We start from the raw sequence: 23,525 nt of genomic DNA on the forward strand, positions 1-23,525 counted from the left end.
CGTGGCCCAAGGGCTCACTGGTCGGCCTTGCGGTGCACCCGCGCGACCCAGTCCGCCGGTTTGGCGATCTCCGCCTTCGTAGGAAGGGTGTTCGGAGAGGTCCACACCCGGTTGAAGCCGTCCATGCCCACCTGGTCGACGACGGCACTGACAAACCGTTCGCCGTCCCGGTACTGCCTGAGTTTGGCATCCAGACCGAGCAGCTTGCGCAGCGCGAGGTCCAGCCGTGAGGCACCCTTGGCGCGGCGCTGCTGGAACTTCTCCCGGATCTCGGCGACGGAGGGCACCACCGCGGGGCCCACTCCGTCCATCACGAAGTCGGCGTGCCCCTCGAGGAGGGACATGACCGCGGTGAGCCGGCCGAGGATCTCCCGCTGGGCCGGCGTCTGCACCAGCTCCACCAGGGAACGCCCGCCGTCGTCCTCCTCGCCCTCCGGCCTGCCGCCCGCGAGGGACTGCGCGGCCTCCCTGATGCGCTCCAGGACGGTCATGGGGTCGACTTCCGTCTCCCCCAAGAACGACTGGATTTCGCCCTCCAGATGGTCCCTCAGCCAGGGCACGCCCGTGAACTGCGTGCGGTGCGTCTCCTCGTGCAGACACACCCAGAGCCTGAAGTCATGGGGCTGTACGTCGAGTTCGCGCTCCACGTGGACGATGTTCGGCGCGACGAGGAGCAGCCGTCCGCCGCCGTTCGCGCCCGCCGGCAGTTCGCGGGTGGCCGGGGCGAAGGTCTCGTACTGGCCGAGGACACGGGACGACAGGAACGACAGCAGCATCCCCAGTTCGACGCCGGTGACCTTGCCGCCGACCGCGCCGAGGACGGCTCCGCCCGGTGAACTCCCGCGCCGCTCCCCCATCTTGTCCAACAGGGGCCTGAGCACCTCACGGAACCCGGCGACGTTCGCCCGTACCCAGCCGGGGCGGTCGACGACGAGTACGGGGGTGTCGTGGGCGGCGTCGCCTCCCATCCGGGTGAAGCCCCGGACGTGTTCCTCCGAGGCCTTCGCGTGCCGGCGCAGCTCCGCGACGATGGCCCGGGCCTCGTCACGGCTCACTTCGGGGCCCGGCCTTACCAGCCGGGTCGCGGTCGCCACCGCGAGATTCCAGTCGACCATCCCAGCAGATGCGGCACCACCGATGCTCGTCATGCGTCAACCGTACGGGAGCGACTCCGCTGGGGGCAGGGCGGCGAAGTCGGCAGGGGCGAGGTCCGTTCGGGCTGCACCCGGCGTTGCGGGCTGTGCCCACCCTCCCCCATCGCCCTGCGGAACGCCTGCCCGCAGCGGTGCGTGCGGGACTCACGCGCGCCCGCTGGAGCGCCCCTCAGGGGCGCGGGGCTGTATCGGTCTGCGGCTCCGCCGCGATGCGGGTCCCCCCGGTCTGGGGTCCCCCCGGTCTGGGGTCCCCCCAGGCCCTTAAGGCTCTGGGGGAGAAGCCGAGAGTGGGGGAGCGACAAGCCCCCACCGGGCCCGCGGACGAAGAACCGCCCAGCCGGCGGAGCTACCCGCAGCCGCAGGCCGCGAGTGCCGTCGCCGCGCGGTCCAGGGCCGCCTGGGCCTCCAACTTGCTGATGGTGTCGGCGGCCAGGAAGGCGAAGGCCAGGAGACGGCCGTCGCGGTCGACGACCGTGCCCGCGAGGGCGTTCACGCCGGTCAGGGTGCCTGTCTTGGCACGTACGACGCCTGCCGCGCCGTGCGTGTAGCGGGTGCTCAGGGTGCCCGTGAAGCCTGCCACGGGGAGGCCGGTGAGGGCCGCGCGGAGTTCGGGGTGGGCCGGGTCGCCGGCCTTGGCCAGGAGGGCCGTGAGGAGGTTCGGGGTGAGGCGGTCGGCGCGGTTCAGGCCGCTGCCGTCCGCGAAGCGGGCGCCTGACATGGGCAGGCCCAGCTTCTTCAGTTGGGCGTGGATCGCCTTGGCACCGCCCGTGAAGTCGGGCCGGACGCCCGTGGCGAGCGCGGTCTGCCGGGCGAGGGCCTCCGCGAGGTCGTTGTCGCTGTTGGTCAGCATTCGCTCGACAAGGGCGGAGAGCGGCGGCGAGGAGACCTCCGCGAGGGTGGTCGCGCGGCCCGTGGCCTTGGACGGGCCGGGGGAGGTCGTCCTGACGCCGTGCTTCGCCAGCAGGGTCGCGAAGGTGCGGGCCGCGTCCGCCGCCGGCTCGCTGCTGCGGTGGGCCGTTCCACTGGTCGAGTCGTTCATGCGGGCCTCGTCGGCCATCAGCGCGGTGACCGGGGCGAGGTTGCCGTCGTTGTCGGCCCCGATCGGGTGGAGTTCCGGGCCCGCGTAGAGCGTGGTGTCGTACGACAGCGTCACCTCGCGCACGCCGCGCTTCGCCAGGGCGGCGGCCGTCGAGTCGGCCAGGGTGCGCAGGCTCGCCCAGCCCTCCGGGTCCTTACGGGCCGTCAGGGTGGGGTCGCCGCCGCCGACCAGGACGAGCTCGTTGGTGTCGGGCTCCAGGGCGGCCCGGGTGGTGAGGCGGTGGTCGGCGCCCATCGCGGAGAGCGCGGCGACAGCCGTGGCGATCTTCGTGGTCGAGGCGGGGACGAGCGCCTCACCGGCCCCCAGGCCGTACAGGCGCTTCCCGGTGGCGACGTCGACGACGGCGGCCGTCTGGCGGGCGCCGAGCGCGGGGTCCTTCAGGAGCGGGTCCAGCACGGCCGCGATGGTCCTTCCGGCGGGCGCCGCCCGCACGGTGCCGGTGGCGCCGCCGAGGCCCGTCAACACGGAGGGGGCGCTCGGGGCGGGTGCGGGCGCCCCGGCAGACGTACCCGAGGTGGCGGAGGTGTCGGACGTACCGGAATTACGATCGTGATCTGCGCCACCGGATCGCTCCTGGACGGCGGCCCAGTCCCGCTCGGCCGTACGCTGACCGGAGGAGTCCCAGGGGCCGGCCGCGGTCACCACGCCGGCGGTCAACGCCAGTCCGGCGGTGGCGGCGCCCGCGGTGTACTGCCAGGTCCGCAGGGTCTTCGGCAGCGACAGCGAGAGAGCCGTCAGGGACTTCGGTCCCGGGAGAGCGGTGAGCTTCGGGCCGACGGCCCGTGTGATCCGCGCCACCCGCGGCTTCACGGCGGCTGTGGCTCGTCCGGCTCGTTCGAGCTGCGGCCTGACCGTCGCCGTCACTCGTTCGAGTTGCGGTTTCACGGCCGCCCTGGCCCGTCCGAGCTGGGGTTTCACCGTTGCCGTGGCCCGGGTGAGACGGGGTCCCACGGTTCGCGCGAGCCGCGCCACCCGCGGCCTCGCGGCCCGCCAAGGCCTCAGCTCCGGCACGAACACCAGCCCCTTTCGCGATCACACACCTGCGTGAGGGACACTTAACCACCAGAACTATGTGTTGATCATGGAGGAGCCACCGGTGGAGTTCGACGTAACGATCGAGATTCCGAAGGGTTCACGGAACAAGTACGAGGTGGACCACGAGACCGGTCGGATCCGTCTGGACCGTCGCCTCTTCACCTCGACCAGCTACCCGGCCGACTACGGCTTCGTCGAGAACACCCTCGGCGAGGACGGCGACCCGCTGGACGCGCTGGTCATCCTGGACGAGCCGACCTTCCCCGGGTGCCTCATCCAGTGCCGCACGATCGGCATGTTCCGGATGACGGACGAGGCCGGCGGCGACGACAAGCTGCTGTGCGTGCCCGCGCACGACCCGCGCGTGGAGCACCTGCGGGACATCCACCACGTGTCGGAGTTCGACCGTCTGGAGATCCAGCACTTCTTCGAGGTCTACAAGGACCTGGAGCCCGGCAAGTCCGTCGAGGGTGCCAACTGGGTGGGCCGCGCGGACGCCGAGGCCGAGATCGAGCGGTCGTACAAGCGCCTCAAGGAGCAGGGCGGCCACTGAGGCTCCCGGACCCCGTCACGTCGAACGGGCCGCACGCGTGCGCGTGCGGCCCGTTCGTGTGTCTGTGCGCATACTGAATGGCGTACCAGAGGGGCACGTGCAGGGAGCGATACGGAGTGACGGACGAGGCTCGCAAGCCGGCATCGGACGAGGCCAGGAGTGTTTTCGCGGTTCCCCTCACGGGCGGGGCCTCGGGCGGTGGTGACGGGGAGTCGTCCACCACCTCCGAGTTCGCGCTCCCCGAGGGGATGGCCCCGCCCAGGCCCGTCCTGAGTGAGGCCGAGACGACCTCCGAGTTCGCCCTGCCGCACGGGCTCGACGTGCCGCAGCCGCCGGGCGGCGACGCCGCTGGACCGGCATCGGCCTTCAACACCCCGCGTACGTACCGGGCGCCCGCGTTCACGCCGCCCTTGGGCATCCCTGTGGTGAGTCTCACCAAGGACGTGCCCTGGCAGGACCGGATGCGCACGATGCTGCGGATGCCGGTGGCCGAACGGCCCGCACCGGAACAACTGCGGAAGGCTGCCGAGGAGGACGACGGACCGGCCGTCCCGCGCGTGCTGGACATGAGCCTGCGTATCGGCGAGTTGCTGCTCGCGGGCGGCGAGGGCGCCGAGGACGTGGAGGCGGCCATGTTCGCCGTCTGCCGGTCCTACGGCCTCGACCGCTGCGAGCCGACCGTCACCTTCACCCTGCTGTCGATCACGTACCAGCCCTCGCTCGTCGAGGCTCCGGTGACGGCGTCACGGACGGTCCGGCGCCGGGGCACCGACTACACGCGCCTGGCGGCCGTCTACCGGCTTGTGGACGACCTGAGCGACTCCGAGACCGCCACGACGCTGGAAGAGGCTTACAGGCGCCTCGCGGAGATCCGGCGGAACCGGCACCCGTATCCCGGCTGGGCGCTCACCGTGGCCGCCGGGCTGCTCGCGGGCGCCGCGTCCGTGCTCGTCGGCGGTGACCTGGTCGTGTTCGTGGCGGCGGCGCTCGGCGCGATGCTGGGCGACCGGCTGGCGTGGCTGTGCGCCGGGCGCGGGCTGCCGGAGTTCTACCAGTTCACGGTGGCCGCGATGCCGCCGGCCGCGATAGGGATCGCGCTGACGGCCGCGCACGTGGACGTGAAGGCGTCCGCCGTGGTCACCGGCGGCCTGTTCGCGCTGCTGCCCGGGCGGGCGCTGGTGGCCGGGGTGCAGGACGGACTGACCGGGTTCTACATCACCGCGTCCGCGCGCCTGCTGGAGGTCATGTACTTCTTCGTGGGCATCGTCGTCGGGGTGCTGCTGATCCTGTACTTCGGCGTGAAGCTGGGCGCCGAGCTCAATCCGGACGCGGCGCTGGGGAGCGTGGCGCGGCCCCTGTGGCAGATCGGCGCGTCCATGCTGCTGTCGCTGACCTTCGCGGTCATGCTCCAGCAGGAACGTTCCACCGTGCTCATCGTGACGCTCAACGGGGGTGTGGCCTGGAGCGTGTACGGCGCGATGCACTACACCGGGGGCTTCTCGCCGGTGGCCTCGACGGCCGTCGCGTGGGGGCTGGTCGGGCTGTTCGGGCAGTTGCTCTCGCGGTACCGCTACGCGTCGGCCCTGCCGTACACGACGGCGGCGATCGGGCCCCTGCTGCCGGGGTCGCCGACGTATTTCGGGCTGCTGTCGATCGCGCAGAACGACATGGACGCGGGGTTGGTCTCGCTGTCGAAGGCCGCGGCGCTGGCCATGGCCATCGCCATCGGGGTGAATCTGGGGTCGGAGATCTCGCGGTTGTTCCTGAGGGTGCCGAGCGGCTCCGCCGGGGGGCGGCGGGCTGCCAAGCGGACGCGAGGGTTCTAGTGCCGGGTGCGTTCGCTCGGCTTGGGCGCCCGGGAGCTCGGGGGGTTTCTGTTGTGGGGCGGGTGCGGGTCCGTTGTGGCTTGTCGCGCCCCGCGGCGGAGCCGCAAATGTCACAGCCCCGCGCCCCTGTCGGGGCGCTCCAGCTCGCGTCGGTTCTCAGTTCTGCGGGTAACCGTTGTTGTTCTGGTTGCCGTACGGGTACTGCTGCTGGTCCTGCTGGTAGCCCTGGGGGTACTGCTGGGCGTAGGGCTGCTGGTCGTAGTACTGGTTCTGGTCGTAGCCCTGGTTCTGGCCGTACTGCTGCTGCCCGTAACCCTGGTCGTCGTTCTGCTGCGCCGGGGGGATGCGTCGGAGCTGGGTCGTCGCGTCGTCCATCGGGGCCGGGTACTGCTGCTGGGCCGGGGGCTGCTGCTGGGGCTGCTGGGGCTGCTGGGGCGGGTTCTTCTTGGCCTTGCTGCGGGCTCGGGCGAACTCGATGATGATCGGGACGACCGAGATGAGGACGATCAGCAGCAGGATCGGTTCGATGTTCTTCTTGACGAAGTCGATGTTGCCGAGCCAGGAGCCGAGCAGGGTGACGCCCGCGCCCCAGAGGACGCCGCCGATGACGTTGAACGTCAGGAACGAGCGGTACTTCATGCCGCTGACGCCGGCGATGATCGGCGTGAACGTGCGCACGATGGGCACGAAGCGGGCCAGGATCAGGGACTTCGGGCCGTACTTCTCGAAGAACTCGTGAGCCTTGGCGACGTTCTCCTGCTTGAAGAGGCGGGAGTCCGGCCGGTTGAAGAGCGACGGGCCGACCTTCTTGCCGAACATGTAGCCCGCCTGGTCGCCGAGGACCGCGGCGAGGCAGATGAGGGCGACCGCTCCCCACAGGGGGAAGTCCAGCGTGCCCGCGGTGATCAGCAGGCCCGCCGTGAACAGCAGCGAGTCGCCCGGCAGGAAGAAGCCGATGAGCAGACCGGACTCGGCGAACACGATCAGGAGCAGGCCCCAGATGCCGAACTGGTCCAACAGGTAGTCCGGATCCAGCCAGCTCGGTCCGAGGGCAAGCGTCGTCACTGTTCCGGGCTCCTGAGGCTTGGCAGAGATGAGTGCAGAAGGTGGGTGCAGAAGATGAGTGGGGCCAAAGCTATCAACGCGGTGTGACCCCTCCAGGTTCCCTCAGCTTCCATGCACCACTCCGGGGTGCGCTGTGCGGGAACTGGGGCCACCCTGTGAGGTTATGGGCATCGAAGAGTACGGCGGCGGCCAGGGACCTCAGTCCGACGTCCTGGTCGTGACGACGAACGACATCCCCGGCTACCGGGTCGAGCAGGTCATCGGTGAGGTCTTCGGGCTGACCGTGCGGTCGCGGCACCTCGGCAGCCAGATCGGGGCCGGGCTGAAGTCGATGATCGGCGGTGAGCTGAAGGGGCTGACGAAGACTCTCGTCGAGACCCGCAACCAGGCCATGGACCGTCTGGTCGAGCAGGCACGCGCGCGTGGCGCCAACGGTGTGCTGGCCTTCCGGTTCGACGTGACCGAGGCCGCGGACGTGGGCACGGAGGTGTGCGCGTACGGGACCGCGGTGGTCCTGGCCCGGGAGTGACCCCGGGCCAGGACGGCGCTAGGAGGTGTGCCGGGCCGCGTTCGCCGTGATCGCCTCCCGGAGGTGTTCGGCGAGGCCCGGGCGCATGGAGTCGTAGAACTCCTTGAAGCGCTGGTCGGAGACGTACATGTCGGCGAGGCCCTGGTGGGCTTCGTACGTGCATTCGTAGAACCACTTGGTGATGTGTCGCCGGTGTTCCTCGGCCATGGTCATGGCCGCCTCGCCGGACGGGGGCTCGCCGGCGGCCATCAGGGCGTCGTAGCGCTCACCCCAGGAGGCCACCTCGGCCTGCATGCGCTTCCAGTCGTCCTTCGTGTATGTGGCCGCGCGGCGCTGCGACTCCGCGTACGCGTCCGTGCCGCCCCAGCGGCGCTCGGCCTCCTCCGCGTGTGCCTCGGGGTCCTTGTCGCCGAAGACCTCGAACTTCTCCTCGGGCGTGAGGTTGATGCCCATTCTGCGTGCCTCCATGGCGTGCTCCACGGCCGCCGCCATCTGCTGGAGCCGTTCGATCCGGGCGGTCAGCAGCTCGTGCTGACGGCGCAACTGCGCGCGCGGGTCCGCCTTCGGGTCGTCCAACAGGGCGGCGACCTCTTCGAGCGGGAAGCCGAGCTCCCGGTAGAACAGGATCTGCTGCAGCCGGTCGAGATCGGCGTCGTCGTAGCGCCGGTGGCCCGCGTGGCTGCGTCCGCCCGGCACGAGGAGGCCGATCTCGTCGTAGTGGTGCAGGGTGCGCACCGTGACGCCGGCGAAACCGGCGACCTGTCCCACGCTGTAGCTCACTTCCGCTCCCTTGTCGGTTCGCGCTCCACACTGCTTCCTCACCCGGCGTGAGGTGCAACCCCCGCGGCCCGGGCCTACCGTCGTACGCATGCCACTGCACCGCGGGAACAGCGAAACACCTGACGACAAGGGCGCTGGGCGCAGGCTCGCCGTCAACCCGTTCTACGGGGAGGCCAATCCGGTCGGGGGTATGACCGAGGCCCCGCCCACGCACCGGCTGCCGGACTCCCCGCTGCCGCCGTCAACGGCGTACCAGCTCGTGCACGACGAACTGATGCTCGACGGCAACTCGCGGCTCAACCTGGCCACCTTCGTCACCACCTGGATGGAGCCGCAGGCCGGCGTCCTGATGGGCGAGTGCCAGGACAAGAACATGATCGACAAGGACGAGTACCCGCGCACGGCCGAGCTGGAGCGGCGCTGCGTGGCGATGCTCGCCGACCTGTGGAACGCGCCCGATCCGGCCGCCGCCGTGGGCTGTTCGACCACCGGTTCGAGTGAGGCGTGCATGCTGGCCGGGATGGCGCTGAAGCGGCGGTGGGCGGCGCGCAACGCCGACCGGTATCCGGGGCGGGACGTCCGGCCGAACCTCGTCATGGGCGTCAACGTGCAGGTCTGCTGGGAGAAGTTCTGCAACTTCTGGGAGGTGGAGGCGCGCCAGGTGCCCATGGAGGGCGAGCGGTTCCATCTCGATCCGCAGGCGGCGGCCGACCTGTGCGACGAGAACACCATCGGGGTCGTCGGGATCCTCGGGTCCACCTTCGACGGGTCCTACGAGCCCGTCGCGGAGCTGTGCGCGGCCCTGGACGCCCTCCAGGAGCGCACCGGCTTCGACGTCCCCGTGCACGTCGACGGGGCATCGGGGGCCATGGTGGCGCCCTTCCTGGACGAGGACCTGGTGTGGGACTTCCGGCTGCCGCGCGTGGCCTCGATCAACACCTCGGGGCACAAGTACGGGCTGGTCTATCCGGGCGTCGGCTGGGCGCTGTGGCGGGACAAGGAGGCGCTACCCGAGGAGCTCGTCTTCCGCGTCAACTACCTGGGCGGCGACATGCCGACGTTCGCGCTCAACTTCTCGCGCCCCGGGGCCCAGGTGGTCGCGCAGTACTACACGTTCCTGCGGCTGGGCCGCGACGGCTACCGGGCCGTGCAGCAGTCCACGCGGGACGTGGCGCGTTCCCTCGCCGGGCGGATCGAGGAGCTGGGCGACTTCCGGCTCCTCACCCGGGGCGACGAGCTGCCCGTGTTCGCCTTCACGACGGGGGCGGACGTGACCTCGTACGACGTCTTCGACGTCTCGCGGCGGCTGCGTGAGCGCGGCTGGCTGGTGCCCGCGTACACCTTCCCGGAGAACCGGCAGGACCTGTCCGTACTGCGGGTCGTGTGCCGCAACGGCTTCTCCGCGGACCTCGCCGAGCTGTTCCTGGAAGACCTGGAGCGGCTGCTGCCAGAACTGCGCCGACAGCCGCGCCCGTCGACCCACGACAAGGACGCGGCCACCGGTTTCCACCACTGACGCACCCTTTTGAGAGGCCGCCCGGAGGTGTCCGACTGGATCAGCGGGCGTCCTCGGGATGCCTCTCCCCCGTCGCGTACGGGTTCTCCTCGCCCTCGGCCAGGACGCCGACGAACGGTTCGCCCTCGCCCGCGAAGGTGTACGCGCCGCCCTCGATCCGGGTGATGAGACCGAGCGTCCACTCGGCCTCGGCGTCAGCCGTGTGGATCCACAGGTTCATGATCTCGCCGATGTGGCCGAGCTGTTCGGGGCCGTCCTCGGGGACGTAGTGCTCGGTGACCGAGGACCGCCACTCGCCGATGCGCCGGGTGCGTTCCCTGAGGAGGGTCAGCGCCTCGGCGCGCGGCAGGTCGACGACGAAGCCGATGGCGGCCGACTTGACGTCCATCTTCTGGTCGTACGAGGTCAGGGCCTCGCGCAGCAGCCGCAGGAACTCCTCGGTGCCCAGGTCGGTGATCTCGTACTCCGTGCGTGGCGGGCCGCCGGCCGTGGAGGGCGCGATCTCGTGCGCGTGCAGCAGCCCCTGCTTGGCCATCTGCTTGAGCGCGTGGTAGATCGAGCCGGGCTTGGCGTTGGACCACTCGTGCGCGCCCCAGTACTCCAGGTCGCCCCGCACCTGGTAGCCGTGGGCCCGCCCGTGCTGACGGACCGCGCCGAGCACGAGAAGACGGATCGCTGACATGCGGGCCACATTAGGACCCTGGCGTCAAGCGGCCCGCTCCCGGGCCACCAGCTCGAAGGCGGTGGCGCCGTCGAGGGACTCGCGGACGATGTCGGCGTGACCGGCGTGCCGGGCGGTCTCGCGGATCAGGTGCAGCGCCAGCCAGCGCATCGAGACACTGGCCTGGGGCGGGAACCAGGGGTCCGGCGGGAGATCGAAGGTGACGTCGAGGCTCGGTACGGAACGCAGGAACGCCTCGGTCTCGGCGGCGACCTTCTCCCAGTACGCGAGCTGCGACGCGACCGTCTCCCCCTCGACGAGGACGAAACACTCGTGCCAGTTCGACTCGTCCCGCTTGACGGCCGGCGCTTCCCCCTTGGCCCGCGCGATCCAGCCCTGTTCGACCTCGGCGACATGCTTGAGCAGCCCGGAGAGCGACAGTTCGCTGGCGCTGGGACGCGAGGCGGCCTGCTCCTCCGTCAGCCCCAGCAGGGCCCGCCGGATACCGCCGCGCTGCTCCTCGATGAAGGCGAGAAGGGCTCCGAGCTCGTCGCCGGGCGCTTCGGAGGGAACGTGGGTGACCATGGTCGGCCGCCTTTCATCGGGTCGTGCCGGGCTTCGCTGCCCGACACCGATGAAGTTACGGGGGCTTGCGGTCAGGTTCTGTCCGCAAGCCCCCGGTCACTCACAAGAGGTACTGGTGACTACCACGACTAGAACGGGAAGAAGCTCCGCCCGTGCTGCACAGAGATCCACTTCTGGGTCGTGAACGCCTCCACCGTCGCCTCGCCGTTCAGGCGGCCGATGCCCGAGGACTTCTCGCCGCCGAAGGCGACCAGGGGCTCGTCGTGGACCGTGCCGTCGTTGACGTGGAACATGCCCGTGTCGATCTGCTTGGCGAAGGCGATGCCCCGTTCGACGTCGGCCGTGTGGACGGCGCCACTGAGGCCGTACGGCGTGTTGTTGACGAGGCGGACCGCCTCCTCCTCCCCGTCGAAGGTGACGAGGAGGGCCACCGGGCCGAAGATCTCCTCCTGGAGGAGGGGTGAGTCGGCGGGGAGGTCGGTCAGGACCGAGGGTTCGACCAGGTTGCCCGTCGTCGTGCCGTGGAGCAGGGCCGTCGCGCCCTCCGCCAGCGCCCGCCGCACCACGCCCGAAATCTCCTCCGCCTGGGAGGAGTTGATGACCGGACCGATCACCGTCGCGGGGTCGCTCGGGTCGCCGACCTTCAGGGACCTCACCTTGGTCACGAACTTCCCGGTGAACTCGTCGGCGACCGAACGGTCCACCAGGATCCGGTTCGCGGCCATGCAGACCTGGCCCTGATGGACGTACCGGCTGAAGACGGCCGCGTCGACCGCGTAGTCGATGTCCGCGTCGTCCAGAACCACCAGGGCGCTGTTGCCGCCGAGTCCGAGGACCACGTTCTTGAAGAGGGGCGCGCAGACGGTGGCGACGTGGCGGCCGACGGCGTCCGAGCCGGTGAAGGAGATGACCTTCGGGACGGGGTGTTCGATGAACGCGTCGCCGATCTCCTCTATGTCCGTGATGACGACGTTCAGGAGGCCGGGTGGCAGGCCCGCGTCCTCGAAGATCTTCGCGACCAGGGAGCCGCCGACGATCGGGGTCTCCTGGTGCGGCTTGAGGACGACGCCGTTGCCGAGCGCGAGGGCCGGGGCGACGGACTTGAGGGCGAGGAGGAAGGGGAAGTTGAAGGGGCTGATCACGCCCACGACGCCCACCGGGACTCGGTAGACGCGGTTCTCCTTGCCCTCGACCGGCGACGGGATGATCTGCCCCTCGGGGGTCAGCACCAGGCGGATCGACTCGCGCAGGAACTCCTTGGCGAGGTGCAGTTCGAAGTCGGCCTTGAGGTGCGTGCCGCCGAGTTCGGCGTTGATCGCCGCGGCGATCTCCGGCTCACGGTCCTCGATGATGCGCAGTGCCTTCTCGAAGACCGCGCGGCGGGCGTACGGATTGGTCGCGGCCCATTCCTTCTGGGCCGCGGCGGCGGCTCGGTACGCCTCGTCGACCTCGTCCACCGTGGCGATCGTGATCGAGGCGAGCTTCTCGCCGTCGTACGGATTGAAGTCGATGATGTCCCAGGAGCCGGTGCCCGGGCGCCACTCACCGCCGATGTACTGCTGCGCGAGGTCGGTGAAGTAGTACTCAAGCGATGGCATGCGTTCCCTCAATCCCTCAATCCCGTATCACGGTCTGATCACACGTCATCGTACGTGCGTCCAAAGGGAGTTGGGAGAAGATCAGGAACCCCGGTCACGAGAGTTGAATCAGGCCCCTCAGCAGGTCCCGGCTCTCGTCGGGGCCTGGGCTGTCCTGCTGCAACTCCTTCATCGCCTTCTCGTACTGAGTGACGTCCTCCGCCTTGTCCAGGTACAGCGCGCTGGTGAGCTGCTCCAGGAAGATCACGTCGGACAGGTCGGACTCCGGGAAGCTCAGGATCGTGAACGCGCCGCTCTCGCCGGAGTGCCCGCCGAAGCCGAACGGCATGACCTGCAGCCGTACGTTGGGCCGCTCGGAGATCTCGATCAGGTGCTGGAGCTGGCCCCGCATCACCTCGCGGTCGCCGTACGGGCGGCGCAGCGCTGCCTCGTCCAGGACGACATGGAACTCAGGGCCGTTGGTGGAGAGGAGGTACTTCTGCCGCTCCATGCGCAGCGCGACACGGCGCTCGATGTCGGCGGGGCTCGCACCCTTCATGCCGCGTTCGACGACCGCACGCGCATAGGCCGCGGTCTGCAGCAGTCCGTGCACGAACTGCACCTCATAGGCGCGGATCAGCGATGCCGCACCCTCCAGGCCCACGTAGGTGGGGAACCAGTTGGGCAGGACGTCCGAGTAACTGTGCCACCAGCCAGCGACGTTGGCCTCCCTGGCGAGCGAGAGGAGCGCGTTGCGCTCGGCCTCGTCGTTGACGCCGTACAGCGTCAGCAGGTCCTCGACGTCACGTGTCTTGAAGCTCACCCGGCCCAGCTCCATACGGCTGATCTTCGATTCGGACGCGCGGATCGAGTAACCCGCCGCTTCTCGCGTGATGCCGCGCGCCTCACGCAGTCGCCTCAGGTGTGATCCGAGCAGCATGCGCCGCACCACCGATCCCGGCTCTCCCGCGCTCACGTTCGTCACCCTCCCCAACCTCTCCAGGGGCCGCAGTCTGCCACTAAAACACTCCGAGCAGTACTCGTTCGGTTACTCAAATGGGAAGACGTCAGAGCGTACGCACAGGCAGGGGCAAGGGGAAGACCGGCCAGAGGTGGAAAGTTGGCGGAAAAAATGACCAAGAAGCGGTACGGGTACGTCCAATTCCGGCGCGTGCACGTGCATCTGCCCTTGCATCCGCCGTACGCATCGGAAACCATGGTCTCGCGCCACCGCTGCATCGCAAGGACTGCATCGCAACGACCGCGATCTCCCGGGAGTGCCTCGCATGGGGATGAATGGATCGACCATGCTCGAGCCGTTAAGGCAGGGGCTTCCGCCACTGGATCCCTCGACCGTGTCCAACGCGGCGTCGTGCGCACTGCCCGCCCGCTACGAAGCGGTGCGCGAGGCACGGCAGTTCAGCCGCAGAACACTCACCCAGTGGGACATCGGCGACCGGCTGGACGACGTCTGCCTGGTGGTCTCGGAGCTGGTCACCAACGCTCTTCGCCACGCGGTGCCCACGGACCCCCCGCACTCGCCGGCCCACGAGCCGCTCGTACGGCTGCACTTGATGCGCTGGACCGAGCGGCTGGTGTGCGCGGTGCGCGACCCGAGCCGGGAGAGCCCGGTGACGTACGACGCCGAGGAGTTCTCGGAGGACTTCTCCGCCGAGTCGGGGCGGGGCCTTTTCCTCGTCGACTCGTTCAGCGACAGCTGGGGTTGGCACCCGCTCTCGGGCACGCTGGGCGGCAAGGTCGTCTGGGCGCTGTTCGGGGTGCACTCCGCCGAGTGAGGCTCCGCGGCGTTTCTTCGGGCCACGTTTCTACGCGCGTCACAGCGTGTGGCACGATCGTTACGCCCTGCTTGTCCCGACTCCGGAACCTCCGGAGCGGAGACGGCCGCAGGGCGGTCAGCGCGCGGTCAGGTGGTCGAACTCGCCGTCCTTGATGCCCAGGAGCATCGCCTCGATCTCGGCGCGCGTGTAGACGAGCGCCGGACCGTCGGGGAAGCGCGAGTTGCGCACCGCCACCTCGCCGCCGGGCAGCCGCGCGAACTCGACGCAGGAGCCCTGCGAGTTGCTGTGTCTGCTCTTCTGCCAGGCGGCGACCCCGTCCAGCCGCGCGGCGGCCATGCCGTTGTACACGCCGGACTCATCGGCTGCGCCAACGCCGTACACGTCGTGGTCCACAGGTCGCTCCCTGGTGGTGCACTGGCTGGTGAGGCCATTGGTGCGGTGGTCAACTCTGCCGGATCATAACTCTGTTCACGTGCAGACGCGTGGACAGATGCACAGGCGTATGCAAGGGCATACGCACGGTCAGATGCACGTGCACGCCAGGTACTCGCTCCACTACTCACCTTGACGCACGCACGCCCCCGCGCGTTCCCCCGCACGTCGACACCCCCGCCTCCTGGGGCCTACGGAGACGGGGGTGCGGGTGGGGCGCGGCGGGGGCGCCCGAAGAGATCGCGCAGGTCGCGCGGCTACCGGGACACGTACGGCAGCAGTGCCATCTCCCTGGCGTTCTTGATCGCGCGGGCGAGCAGCCGCTGCTGCTGGGCCGAGACGCGGGTGACCCGGCGGCTGCGGATCTTGCCGCGGTCGGAGATGAACTTCCGCAGCAGATCCGTGTCCTTGTAGTCGATGTACGTGATCTTCGCCGCGTCCAGCGGGTTGGGGCGGGCCTTGAGGGGCTTGCGTTCGATCTTGCGGGCCATGGCGGGGTCAGACCTCCAGGAGGGTGTCGAAGGCGGGCGGCAGGCGTTTCCAGGCGGTGCGCCCGCCGGCGTACTCGGCGTCGGTGAGCAGGCAGGACTCCAGGAGCTGTTCGAGTCCGTCGCGGTCGAGCCCGGGGGACGTGAACACCAGGTGCTGGCAGCAGTCCCCGTGTTCGGGGTGCCAGTCGAGGGCGGCGGCGGCCCGGCGCACGGGCTCGACCATGTCCCAGGCGGCGTCCGGGAGGGATGCGAGCCAGGGGCCCGCGCTCTCCACGCACAGCGCGCCGCCCGCCGCGTCCCAGTGGAGCAGCGTGTCGGGGTGGTCGGCGAGCCAGAACCGGCCCCGGCTGCGCGCGGCGGCGCAGGTCAGGTCCTCCAGCGCCGCGTACAGCCGCTCCGGGTGGAAGGGGCGGCGCCGGTGCCACACGAGGGTGGCCACGCCGTGCGCGTCGGCCTCCGCCGGCAGCAGCGCGCACGCCGGGTGCTGAGCGGCGGCGGCGGCCTCGACGTCGAATCCGGCGAGGGCGGCGGAGGCGAGGGCCGACAGCGGGACCGCCTGCCTTTCAGGCACGTCGGCCGCGTCGGCCGGGCCCGCCAAGTCCCCTGGGTGGCCGCCCGTGACGGGGACTTGGCGGGCTGTCGGGTGGAGCTGCGCGAGCAGCTCGCGGTCCTCGTCGTCGGCGTCCGGGGAGTCGACGAGGGCGAGGACGGTGGCGTACTCCAGCTGGCGGGCGAAGGTGTCCGCGACCGTGCGCTGGTCGGTGGCCGCGGCGGCGAGGCCGCGTTCGGCCAGGTCGTCGCCGTTGCCGAGGTACGGCAGCAGCAGCGCCGGGTCGACGGCGGTGATGACGCCGGTGACCGTGAGGCCGCCGGCCGTCACCACCTCGGCCATCGCCTTGGGCTCGACGGAGTCCCACAGTTCGACGATCGCCAGCCGGGTCCGCCCGGCGTCCGCGAGCCGCCGCAGCTCCGGGACGAGGTCGTCGCGCAGGGCACAGCACGCACAGTCGTTGACCAGGGGCGCCTCGCCCGCGGAGAGGATGCCGGTGGTGTCGCTGACGGTCCGTACGACCGTGCCGGCCACGGCCGTCGCGAGGTCGTGGTGGAGTACGACGCTGCCGGGCACGTCGGCGAGCAGCCGCGCGACGGCGGCCTTGCGGGCGTCGGCGTGCAGTCCGCCGACGATCGCCACGGAGAGTTCGTGAGCCCCGGAGGGCCCGTGCTCATGCACCTGCACGTGTGTTTCCTCAGTCCCTGCTAGTCGTTCTTGCCGTACCGGCGCTCGAAGCGCTCCACGCGGCCGGCCGTGTCCAGGACGCGGGCCGTGCCGGTGTAGAAGGGGTGGCTGATGTTCGAGATCTCGACGTCGACGACGGGGTAGGTGTTGCCGTCCTCCCAGTCGACCGTCTTCTCGCTGGTCATCGTGGACTGGGTGAGGAAGGCGTGGTTCGCGGCCCGGTCCCGGAAGACGACGGGCCCGTACGCCGGGTGGATTCCCTTACGCATGGCGGCTGATCAGCGCTCCTCTCGGAAGTCGACGTGACGGCCGGCGACCGGGTCGTACTTGCGCAGGGTCATACGGTCCGGGTCGTTGCGGCGGTTCTTGCGGGTGACATAGGTGAAGCCGGTCCCGGCCGTGGACCGGAGCTTGATGACCGGCCGGAGTTCGTTGCGAGCCATGCTGGTACCTTACTGAAAACGACTTCCATTTGCATAACCTGATCGAGAGAGGTGCGTCACCTTGTCCGCCCACTGCATGCTGTCCGGCGCCAAGCCGGGCTTCGGCAACAACATCAGCCACTCCCACCGCCGTACGTCACGTCGCTTCAACCCCAACATCCAGTCCAAGCGCTACTGGCTGCCGAGTGAGGGCAGGCATGTCCGGCTGCGGCTGAGCACCAAGGGGATCAGGACCGTCGACACGATCGGCGTCGAGGCGGCGGTGGCCCGGATCCGGGCCCGCGGCGTCAAGGTCTGACAGGCCGGAAGAGACAGCGGCAGCAAGGGACAGAGGTAGTAGCGACATGGCGAAGAAGAGCAAGATCGCGAAGAACGGGAAGCGGCAGGAGATCGTCGCCCGGTACGCCCGGCGGCGGGCCGAGCTGAAGGAGATCGTCCGGCTGCCGTCCTCGACGGACGCGGAACGGGCGGCGGCGCGGCGGGAGCTGGAACGGCAGCCGCGTGACGCGAGCGCCACGCGCGTGCGCAACCGGGACCAGGTCGACGGGCGGCCCCGCGGGTACTTCCGGGCGTTCGGCCTGTCCCGGGTCGGCCTGCGGGAGCAGGCGCACGCGGGATTCCTTCCGGGAGTACGTAAGTCCTCCTGGTAGCTTGCAGCGGTCGTGTCGTGCGGTCGTACGACTATCGCTTGCGACTACTGGTTGGGAGCTTCCCGGTGACTTCGGTGACGTACGCGCGCGTGCTGGCGCGCAGGGCTGGTGTGGCCTCGGCGGCCGGGGTGGCCGCCGTCCTTCTGCTTGCCGGGTGCAGTGGTGACGGGGGGTCGTCCGACGGCGGGTCGGCGAGTGGCGGTACGGACTCGTCGGCCTCGTCGGACCCGTCCTCCTCGCCGTCGCCCTCCGAGTCGGGCGGCAGCGAGGGCAGCAGCGGTTCGACCACCACGGACAGTGCGCTGGTGGGCAGTTGGCTGACCACCAGCAAGGGCAGTGCCGTGGCACTGGTGGTCAACGGGGTGAAGGCCGGGCTGTTCGCCACCACGGGGACCGTGTGCAGCGGTACGGCGGGCAAGGAGGCGGGGATGCAGATGGTCCGCCTGGCGTGCTCGGACGGGAACAAGGACCGGGCCGTGGGGATGGTCGACTCCGTCGACAAGACGTCGATGAAGATCACCTGGTCGAGCGGCCTCGGCACGGAGACGTACACGAAGGCGGAGGGCGGGCAGCTTCCTTCGGGGCTGCCCACGGCGGGGCTGGGGTCCTGAGCCGGGTCGCGGCGAGACGCTGCGCCGCACGCGTTCGTACGGGACACCGCTAGTGCTGTGGCCGGATATGTTCACCGGGTCGGGAGTGGCGGGGTACCGGACAAGCGGTTCGAGGGATCGGGCAGCGTGTGCACTGTGCGTGAGAGCATCGCGCCGTGACCATCAACCTCCATGACTTCGACGGCGAGCACTCGCTGACGCTGGATGCCGGTGGCCTGGCCGCCGATGACGCAGTAGTTGCCGCCGGGCACGAGCCGAACGGGTACTTCTGGGAGGGTCTCGTGCGGTTTGCCTGGCCGGATATTGCCGAGCGCCTTGATTTCGACAGCGAGGCCGGCATGTTCTGTGCGGTCGGGAGTTCGAGCGACCTTGCGCGACTCCAAACGGCTGTTGAGTCCGTCATCACAAACCCTGAGGTAGTCCGCGACATCATTGCCCGTGCGGAGACTGCGGGCTTCGAATTCGACGACTAATGCTGTGACCGCATGGATTCGCAGGGTTGTTCAGGCCGCGGTGGCGAGGGGGCGTCCGCCCCAGCGGATGCCTTTCTCGCTGCGGATGCGGGCGCGTTCTTTGCGTTCGGCGGCCAGGACGTCTCGGTGGCGGGCGTTGGCGTTGCGCCAGCGCAGGTAGGCGTGCAGGGCCCTGGTCTGCACGGGGTGGTTGGGGTGATGGGAGTTGGCGATGGTGAACTGCCTCAGCGGCCCGAAGTGCGCCTCGATCGGGTTCGCCCACGAGGCGTAGGTCGGGGTGAAGCACAGCTCGACCTTGTGTTTCTTCGCCCAGCGGCGGATGTCGGCGCCTTTGTGGGCGGACAGGTTGTCCATGATGACGTAGATGGGGGCGCCGTCGGGCCGGGCGGCGCGGATCGACTTCAGCGCGGCCAGCGTGTTCGCGGCGCCCTTCTTGCGGTGGTTGACGCCCCACAGGCGGTCGTCGCCGACCGAGTAGCAGCCGTGGAAGTAGCGCACTCCGTGAGTGCGGTGGTAGGTGGCCGGCACCCGGTCGGGGTGCTTTCGTCGGGCCCAGCCCGAGCCTGCGGTGGGCCGGATTCCGAGCGGGCCGAACTCATCGAAGGCGAACACCCGGTCCGGGAAGCGGTGAAGGACCTCCTCGATCCGGTCCAGCTTCGTCTCGCGGTCGGGGTCGGGGGATTCCTTCCATGTCTTGGTGCGCTGGAAGGTGACGCCGCGGCGGGCGAGCAGGCCACGTAACGCTTCGCGGCCGATGCGGATGATCCGGCCGTGGACTTTGCGCAGATAGGCGACGAGTTTGCGTAGCGACCAGCGGGTGAAGGGCTGGCCGAGTTTGGCGGGGCGGGTGGTGGCCGTCTGGATGACGAAGTCCTCGTCCTCAAAGCTGAGTTGGCGGGGACGGCCTCCCGCCCACCGAGGGTCCAGACATGCCAGGCCGATCTCGTTGAACCGGTGGATCACATCGCGGACGGTGTCCTCGTCGGCCTGCACCAGCTGGGCGATCACTGGCACCCGGTTCCCGCCGGCCGAGGCCAGCAGCATCATCGCGCGCCGGTAACGCACCGAACTGGTGCTGCCCCGACGCACGATCTGCTGCAGCTTCTGCCCCTCCTGGTCGGTCAGTCTGCGCACGCGGACAGGCTCGGCCACCGCACCTCCAGCAGTCGGATCGCGTCACCCCACATCCAACCGCCACAAGCACCGACCCGGCGAACCTATGCGGTCAGAGCACTAGGCGTTCGGCAGGCGCGGGCGGGCGTGCAGTGCCGCCCGGTCCGCCGCCGCCGCGCCCTCCGTCCAGCCCGCCTCGTCGGTCACGCCTCGTAGGCGGGTTGTCGTGGTCGTGGGGAACATCTGGTCCAGGTGGGCGGTGACCGCCAGGTCCCGGGTGGCCAGGACCGGGAGGAGGGCGGCGGCGGTCTGCGTCGCCGCCGCGTCCGCCGTCTGGGCTTCCGCCGCTGCCGCCAGGCGGGTGCCCGTTTTGTGGGCGTAGGCCGCCAGGAAGGACTGACGGAAGGTCTTCGTTCGCTTGCGGCCCGCAGCCCGCTGCGCGGCCTCCGCCTTGGTCATCGCCGTCGTGGCCTGCACCAGCAGGGACGTGTAGAGGAGTTCCACCGCCTCCAGGTCGGGTTCGAAGCCCACCACCGTGGAGAAGCCCAGGGCCTCGTTCCACACCGCTCGGCAGCGGTTCGCGTCGGCCACGGCGTGCAGGAGGACCGCCTTGGCCTCCTCGTACGGGGCGTCCACACCCAGGCGCCGCGCGCGCGGGGCGTCGCCCGCCGGGGCGCCGACCGCGAGCAGGGCCTCGTCGATGCTGTGCCGGGCCATCAGCTCCTGGGCCTTCGCGCTCAGCGCCTCGGCCTCCTCGGGGAACCCGGTCGCCTCCGCCTTCGCCAGCAGCGCGCGAATACGGGGCAGCATGCGGGACTCCGGGTGTTCCCGGCGGGCACTCTCCCCCGGCCTCGTCCGCTGCTCGTCCAGGGGCTCCAGTGTCGGCAGGGTCAGCAGCAGGCGGTACAGCTCCAGAACCGTCGTCGCGTGCGTGAAGCGGTCCGTGCGAGGTGGGGCGGGGGTCGCGGCGAGGTCGGTCAGCTGTTCCGTCCAGCGGCGGTCACGGGCCCGGTCGTTCGGCGCCTGGGCCGTGATCAGGGCCGACACCAGGCGGACGTGCACGTCGTCCAGGTCGCGCCGGACGAGGCGTACGACGTCGGCCGGCTGCCAGCCCCGCCGCCATGCGGATGCCACGAACTCCTCACCGCGCCGGGCGAGTTCCGCGTCCGCGGCCGGGTCGGCGGCGAGCAGGGACGCGCCCGTGTCGAGGGAGGTGTCCGTGTCGGCGTACAGGGCGGCCTGGAAGGCGCGTTCGACCGCGCTGGGCGGGTCGGGCGGGAGGGGCGTGCTGCTGGTCACCCGTCGATCGTTTCATGCCGTCGCCATGCACTGTCAACTTCGGGTTGACAGTCATCCGACTGACAACCTAAGGTTGACACATGACAGCCAACCAGCCCGTCCGGGCCTCCGTACGTCTCGACGACCTCATCGAGGCCATCAAGAAAGTGCACACCGACGCCCTCGAGCAGCTCCAGGACGCGGTGATCGCCGCCGATCATCTCGGCGAGGTGGCGGATCATCTGATCGGCCACTTCGTGGACCAGGCGCGGCGTTCCGGCGCCTCCTGGACCGACATCGGCAGGAGCATGGGCGTCACCCGGCAGGCCGCGCAGAAGCGGTTCGTGCCCAAGGCCGAGTCGGACCTCGACCCGAGCCAGGGCTTCAGCCGCTTCACGCCACGGGCCAGGAACGTGGTGGTCCTCTCCCAGGAAGGGGCCAGGGCCGCCGACAACGACCAGATCCGCATCGAGCACCTGGTCCTCGGCCTCCTCGCCGACCCGGAGAGCCTCGGGGCGAAGGCGATCACCGCGCAGGGCGTCTCCCTGGACAGCGTGCGCGAGGCCGCGACCGCCGGCCTCCCGCCGAGCGCCGAGAGCATCCCCGCCCTCATCCCCTTCGACGCCGACACCAAGAAGTCCCTCGAACTCACCTTCCGCGAGGCTCTGCGTCTGGGCCACAACTACGTCGGCACCGAGCACATCCTGCTCGCCCTGCTGGAGTTCGAGAACGGCGAGGGGCTCCTGTCGGGCCTCGGCCTCACCAAGCCGGCGACGGAGGAGTACGTCACCGCGGCCCTCGCCAAGATCAAGGTGGAGTTCGACCAGCAAGGCTGAATGCGCTGGTCGGGGGCATTGTCAGACCCTCCTGCCACACTCGGGGACATGGCAGGTGTGGCGGACATGGCCGAGCGGTGGGCGCTCGCTCCGGCCGAGGACGGTGGCGTGGAGATCGCCCCCCTCGGTCCGGACGGGCTGCCCGCCGGGCCGGTGCGGCGGGAGGCGGATCTCGGCGCGGCCGTCCGCGACCGGCCGGATGTCACGCGGTGGGTGTGGCGGTCCACCCCCGAGGTCTACCCGCGACTGCTCGCCACGGGGGTGCGAGTCGAGCGGTGCTACGACATCGAGGACGCCGAGACGCTCCTGCTCGGCCACGAGGGGCGGCTCGGTGAGCCCCGGTCCGCGGCGGCGGCCCTCGCCCGGCTGCGCGGAGGTCCCGTACCGCCGGATCCGCCGCAGCGGTCCGCCGAACCCGGCGCGCAGTCGCCGCTGTTCGAACCGGGGCCGGTGCACGTGCCGCTGGCGGATCTGCTGGAGGTGTACGCCGACCAGCGGCGGCGGCACGACGCGACCGCGCACCCGGACCGGATGCGGCTGCTGACGGCCGCCGAGTCCGCGGGGATGCTGGTGGCCGCCGAGATGAACGCGGCGGGACTGCCGTGGCGCGCGGACGTCCATCGCGACCTGCTCCACGAACTGCTGGGCGAGCGGTACGCGGGCGGGGGTGAGCCCCGGCGGCTCGCCGAGCTGGCGGACGAGGTGTCGGCGGCGTTCGGGCGCCGGGTGCGGCCCGATCTGCCCGCCGATGTCGTCAAGGCCTTCTCGCAGGCCGGGATCAAGGTGCGGTCCACGCGGAGATGGGAGATCGAGAGCATCGACCATCCGGCGGTGAAACCCCTCATCGAGTACAAGAAGCTGTACCGGATCTGGGTCGCGCACGGCTGGTCCTGGCTCCAGGACTGGGTGCGGGACGGGCGGTTTCGGCCCGAGTTCATCGCGGGCGGGACGGTCACCGGGCGCTGGGTCACCAACGGCGGGGGCGGGCTGCAGATCCCCAAGGTGATCCGGCGGGCGGTGGTCGCCGACCCGGGATGGCGGCTCGTCGTCGCCGACGCCGACCAGATGGAGCCGCGTGTCCTCGCCGCGATCTCGCGCGACCCCGGGCTGATGGAGGTCGCGGGGCGGGAGAGCGACCTGTACCAGTCCGTCTCCGAGCGCGCGTTCTCCGGCGACCGGGCGCAGGCCAAGCTCGCCGTGCTGGGCGCGGTGTACGGGCAGACCTCCGGGGACGGCCTCAAGAACCTCGCCGCGCTCAGACGCCGGTTCCCGAAGGCGGTGGCGTACGTGGACGAGGCGGCGCGCGCGGGAGAGGAAGGGCGGCTCGTGCGGACGTGGCTGGGGCGTACGTGTCCCCCGGCCGTGCGGGCCAACGACGACTCGGTGGAGGAGGCCGGCATCCCGCTCTCGGAGGACGAGGGCACCGACCCCGCCGGGGGTACGGGAGGCACGGGGGCGCAGGAGTGGGTGCCCGGGTACGCCTCGTCCAACTCCCGTGCCCGGGGCCGGTTCGCGCGCAACTTCGTCGTCCAGGGCAGCGCCGCCGACTGGACGCTGCTGCTGCTCGCCGCGCTGCGCCGGGCCTGTGCGGGGATGGCGGCCGAGCTGGTCTTCTTCCAGCACGACGAGGTGATCGTGCACTGTCCCGAGGCGGAGGCCCCGACGGTCGTGGCGGCGATCCGGGAGGCGGCGGAGCTGGCGGGGCGGCTGACGTTCGGCGAGACGCCGGTGCGGTTTCCGTTCAGTACGGCGGTGGTGGAGTGCTACGCCGACGCCAAGTGA

Annotated in this window: 26 protein-coding genes; 11 read left to right on the forward strand and 15 right to left on the reverse strand. The window is 70.4% G+C overall.

The genetic code is table 11. From position 1 onward, the window contains the following. Positions 1-14: 14 nt before the first annotated feature. A complete protein-coding gene (locus tag G3I56_RS23745) occupies positions 15-1,148 on the reverse strand; it encodes a zinc-dependent metalloprotease (protein WP_164412188.1) in 1,134 nt (377 codons plus the stop codon). Between the two features lie 352 nt (positions 1,149-1,500). Further along, positions 1,501-3,270: a D-alanyl-D-alanine carboxypeptidase/D-alanyl-D-alanine-endopeptidase gene (gene dacB, locus G3I56_RS23750; RefSeq protein WP_164412190.1), complete on the reverse strand. Its 1,770-nt coding sequence runs from the start codon at positions 3,268-3,270 to the stop codon at positions 1,501-1,503. A 79-nt stretch (positions 3,271-3,349) separates the two neighbouring features. Here dacB and G3I56_RS23755 point away from each other — a divergent pair, with 79 nt between their 5' ends. Continuing rightward, positions 3,350-3,841, forward strand: coding sequence for an inorganic diphosphatase (locus tag G3I56_RS23755; RefSeq protein WP_164412192.1), 492 nt, complete (start codon positions 3,350-3,352; stop codon positions 3,839-3,841). A gap of 116 nt (positions 3,842-3,957) precedes the next feature. Beyond that, complete coding sequence (locus tag G3I56_RS23760) at positions 3,958-5,667, forward strand: threonine/serine exporter family protein (protein WP_164412194.1); 1,710 nt, start codon at positions 3,958-3,960, stop codon at positions 5,665-5,667. Positions 5,668-5,823: 156 nt separating this feature from the next. Here G3I56_RS23760 and G3I56_RS23765 read toward each other — a convergent pair whose 3' ends face one another. Continuing rightward, on the reverse strand, positions 5,824-6,732 hold the full coding sequence (locus tag G3I56_RS23765; RefSeq protein WP_164412196.1) for a VTT domain-containing protein: 909 nt from the start codon (positions 6,730-6,732) through the stop codon (positions 5,824-5,826). Positions 6,733-6,895: 163 nt separating this feature from the next. Between G3I56_RS23765 and G3I56_RS23770 the strand changes: the two genes are divergently transcribed. Further along, complete coding sequence (locus G3I56_RS23770) at positions 6,896-7,261, forward strand: YbjQ family protein (protein ID WP_164412198.1); 366 nt, start codon at positions 6,896-6,898, stop codon at positions 7,259-7,261. A gap of 18 nt (positions 7,262-7,279) precedes the next feature. Here G3I56_RS23770 and G3I56_RS23775 read toward each other — a convergent pair whose 3' ends face one another. Further along, positions 7,280-8,041: a MerR family transcriptional regulator gene (locus G3I56_RS23775; RefSeq protein ID WP_164412200.1), complete on the reverse strand. Its 762-nt coding sequence runs from the start codon at positions 8,039-8,041 to the stop codon at positions 7,280-7,282. Positions 8,042-8,129: 88 nt separating this feature from the next. Here G3I56_RS23775 and G3I56_RS23780 point away from each other — a divergent pair, with 88 nt between their 5' ends. Further along, on the forward strand, positions 8,130-9,557 hold the full coding sequence (locus G3I56_RS23780) for a glutamate decarboxylase (protein WP_164412201.1): 1,428 nt from the start codon (positions 8,130-8,132) through the stop codon (positions 9,555-9,557). 40 nt (positions 9,558-9,597) lie between these two features. On the opposite strand, the gene G3I56_RS23785 is transcribed toward G3I56_RS23780, so the two are convergent. From G3I56_RS23785 to G3I56_RS23800, 4 genes are all read right to left on the reverse strand, one after another. Then, complete coding sequence (locus tag G3I56_RS23785; protein WP_164412202.1) at positions 9,598-10,239, reverse strand: PadR family transcriptional regulator; 642 nt, start codon at positions 10,237-10,239, stop codon at positions 9,598-9,600. Between the two features lie 24 nt (positions 10,240-10,263). Continuing rightward, complete coding sequence (locus tag G3I56_RS23790) at positions 10,264-10,803, reverse strand: DinB family protein (protein WP_164412203.1); 540 nt, start codon at positions 10,801-10,803, stop codon at positions 10,264-10,266. Between the two features lie 128 nt (positions 10,804-10,931). After that, on the reverse strand, positions 10,932-12,401 hold the full coding sequence (locus G3I56_RS23795; protein ID WP_164412204.1) for an aldehyde dehydrogenase family protein: 1,470 nt from the start codon (positions 12,399-12,401) through the stop codon (positions 10,932-10,934). A gap of 94 nt (positions 12,402-12,495) precedes the next feature. Further along, positions 12,496-13,320: a helix-turn-helix transcriptional regulator gene (locus G3I56_RS23800; RefSeq protein WP_164412347.1), complete on the reverse strand. Its 825-nt coding sequence runs from the start codon at positions 13,318-13,320 to the stop codon at positions 12,496-12,498. Positions 13,321-13,687: 367 nt separating this feature from the next. Here G3I56_RS23800 and G3I56_RS23805 point away from each other — a divergent pair, with 367 nt between their 5' ends. After that, positions 13,688-14,176 (forward strand): ATP-binding protein, encoded by a 489-nt coding sequence (locus tag G3I56_RS23805; RefSeq protein ID WP_164412205.1) that lies wholly within the window; start codon positions 13,688-13,690, stop codon positions 14,174-14,176. Positions 14,177-14,293: 117 nt separating this feature from the next. Here the strand turns inward: G3I56_RS23805 and G3I56_RS23810 are convergent, their stop codons facing one another. From G3I56_RS23810 to rpmG, 5 genes are all read right to left on the reverse strand, one after another. After that, positions 14,294-14,572, reverse strand: a complete 279-nt coding sequence (locus tag G3I56_RS23810) for a DUF397 domain-containing protein (RefSeq protein WP_164412206.1) — start codon at positions 14,570-14,572, stop codon at positions 14,294-14,296. A 296-nt stretch (positions 14,573-14,868) separates the two neighbouring features. Then, entirely contained in the window at positions 14,869-15,102 is a 234-nt protein-coding gene (gene rpsR / locus G3I56_RS23815; RefSeq protein WP_006376563.1) for a 30S ribosomal protein S18, read from the reverse strand. A gap of 7 nt (positions 15,103-15,109) precedes the next feature. Beyond that, positions 15,110-16,333, reverse strand: a complete 1,224-nt coding sequence (locus tag G3I56_RS23820; RefSeq protein WP_164412349.1) for a GTP-binding protein — start codon at positions 16,331-16,333, stop codon at positions 15,110-15,112. A gap of 26 nt (positions 16,334-16,359) precedes the next feature. Continuing rightward, a complete protein-coding gene (locus G3I56_RS23825; protein WP_164412207.1) occupies positions 16,360-16,608 on the reverse strand; it encodes a type B 50S ribosomal protein L31 in 249 nt (82 codons plus the stop codon). A gap of 9 nt (positions 16,609-16,617) precedes the next feature. Beyond that, entirely contained in the window at positions 16,618-16,782 is a 165-nt protein-coding gene (rpmG, locus tag G3I56_RS23830; protein WP_015658813.1) for a 50S ribosomal protein L33, read from the reverse strand. Between the two features lie 61 nt (positions 16,783-16,843). Here rpmG and rpmB point away from each other — a divergent pair, with 61 nt between their 5' ends. The 4 genes from rpmB (at position 16,844) to G3I56_RS23850 (ending at position 18,516) form a co-directional block, all read left to right on the forward strand. Next, positions 16,844-17,080, forward strand: coding sequence for a 50S ribosomal protein L28 (gene rpmB, locus G3I56_RS23835; protein WP_164412208.1), 237 nt, complete (start codon positions 16,844-16,846; stop codon positions 17,078-17,080). 46 nt (positions 17,081-17,126) lie between these two features. Then, positions 17,127-17,432, forward strand: a complete 306-nt coding sequence (rpsN, locus tag G3I56_RS23840) for a 30S ribosomal protein S14 (protein ID WP_164412209.1) — start codon at positions 17,127-17,129, stop codon at positions 17,430-17,432. Positions 17,433-17,497: 65 nt separating this feature from the next. Further along, positions 17,498-18,043 carry a hypothetical protein gene (locus G3I56_RS23845; protein ID WP_164412210.1) on the forward strand — a complete coding sequence of 182 codons (546 nt, stop codon included), beginning with the start codon at positions 17,498-17,500 and terminating at the stop codon, positions 18,041-18,043. A gap of 155 nt (positions 18,044-18,198) precedes the next feature. Next, on the forward strand, positions 18,199-18,516 hold the full coding sequence (locus tag G3I56_RS23850; protein WP_164412211.1) for an Imm51 family immunity protein: 318 nt from the start codon (positions 18,199-18,201) through the stop codon (positions 18,514-18,516). Positions 18,517-18,546: 30 nt separating this feature from the next. Here G3I56_RS23850 and G3I56_RS23855 read toward each other — a convergent pair whose 3' ends face one another. Together G3I56_RS23855 and G3I56_RS23860 are read right to left on the reverse strand one after the other, a co-directional pair. Beyond that, positions 18,547-19,668 (reverse strand): IS630 family transposase, encoded by a 1,122-nt coding sequence (locus G3I56_RS23855; protein WP_164412212.1) that lies wholly within the window; start codon positions 19,666-19,668, stop codon positions 18,547-18,549. A gap of 81 nt (positions 19,669-19,749) precedes the next feature. Continuing rightward, positions 19,750-20,928, reverse strand: coding sequence for a DUF2786 domain-containing protein (locus G3I56_RS23860; RefSeq protein ID WP_164412213.1), 1,179 nt, complete (start codon positions 20,926-20,928; stop codon positions 19,750-19,752). Positions 20,929-21,008: 80 nt separating this feature from the next. Here G3I56_RS23860 and G3I56_RS23865 point away from each other — a divergent pair, with 80 nt between their 5' ends. Then, positions 21,009-21,743, forward strand: coding sequence for a Clp protease N-terminal domain-containing protein (locus G3I56_RS23865; protein WP_164412214.1), 735 nt, complete (start codon positions 21,009-21,011; stop codon positions 21,741-21,743). Between the two features lie 66 nt (positions 21,744-21,809). Continuing rightward, the gene (locus tag G3I56_RS23870; protein WP_164412351.1) at positions 21,810-23,525 is read left to right on the forward strand and encodes a bifunctional 3'-5' exonuclease/DNA polymerase; all 1,716 of its coding nucleotides are present in this window, start codon (positions 21,810-21,812) and stop codon (positions 23,523-23,525) included.

Origin of the sequence: Streptomyces sp. SID12488 (genome assembly GCF_010548275.1) — a bacterium.
Taxonomy (GTDB): domain Bacteria; phylum Actinomycetota; class Actinomycetes; order Streptomycetales; family Streptomycetaceae; genus Streptomyces.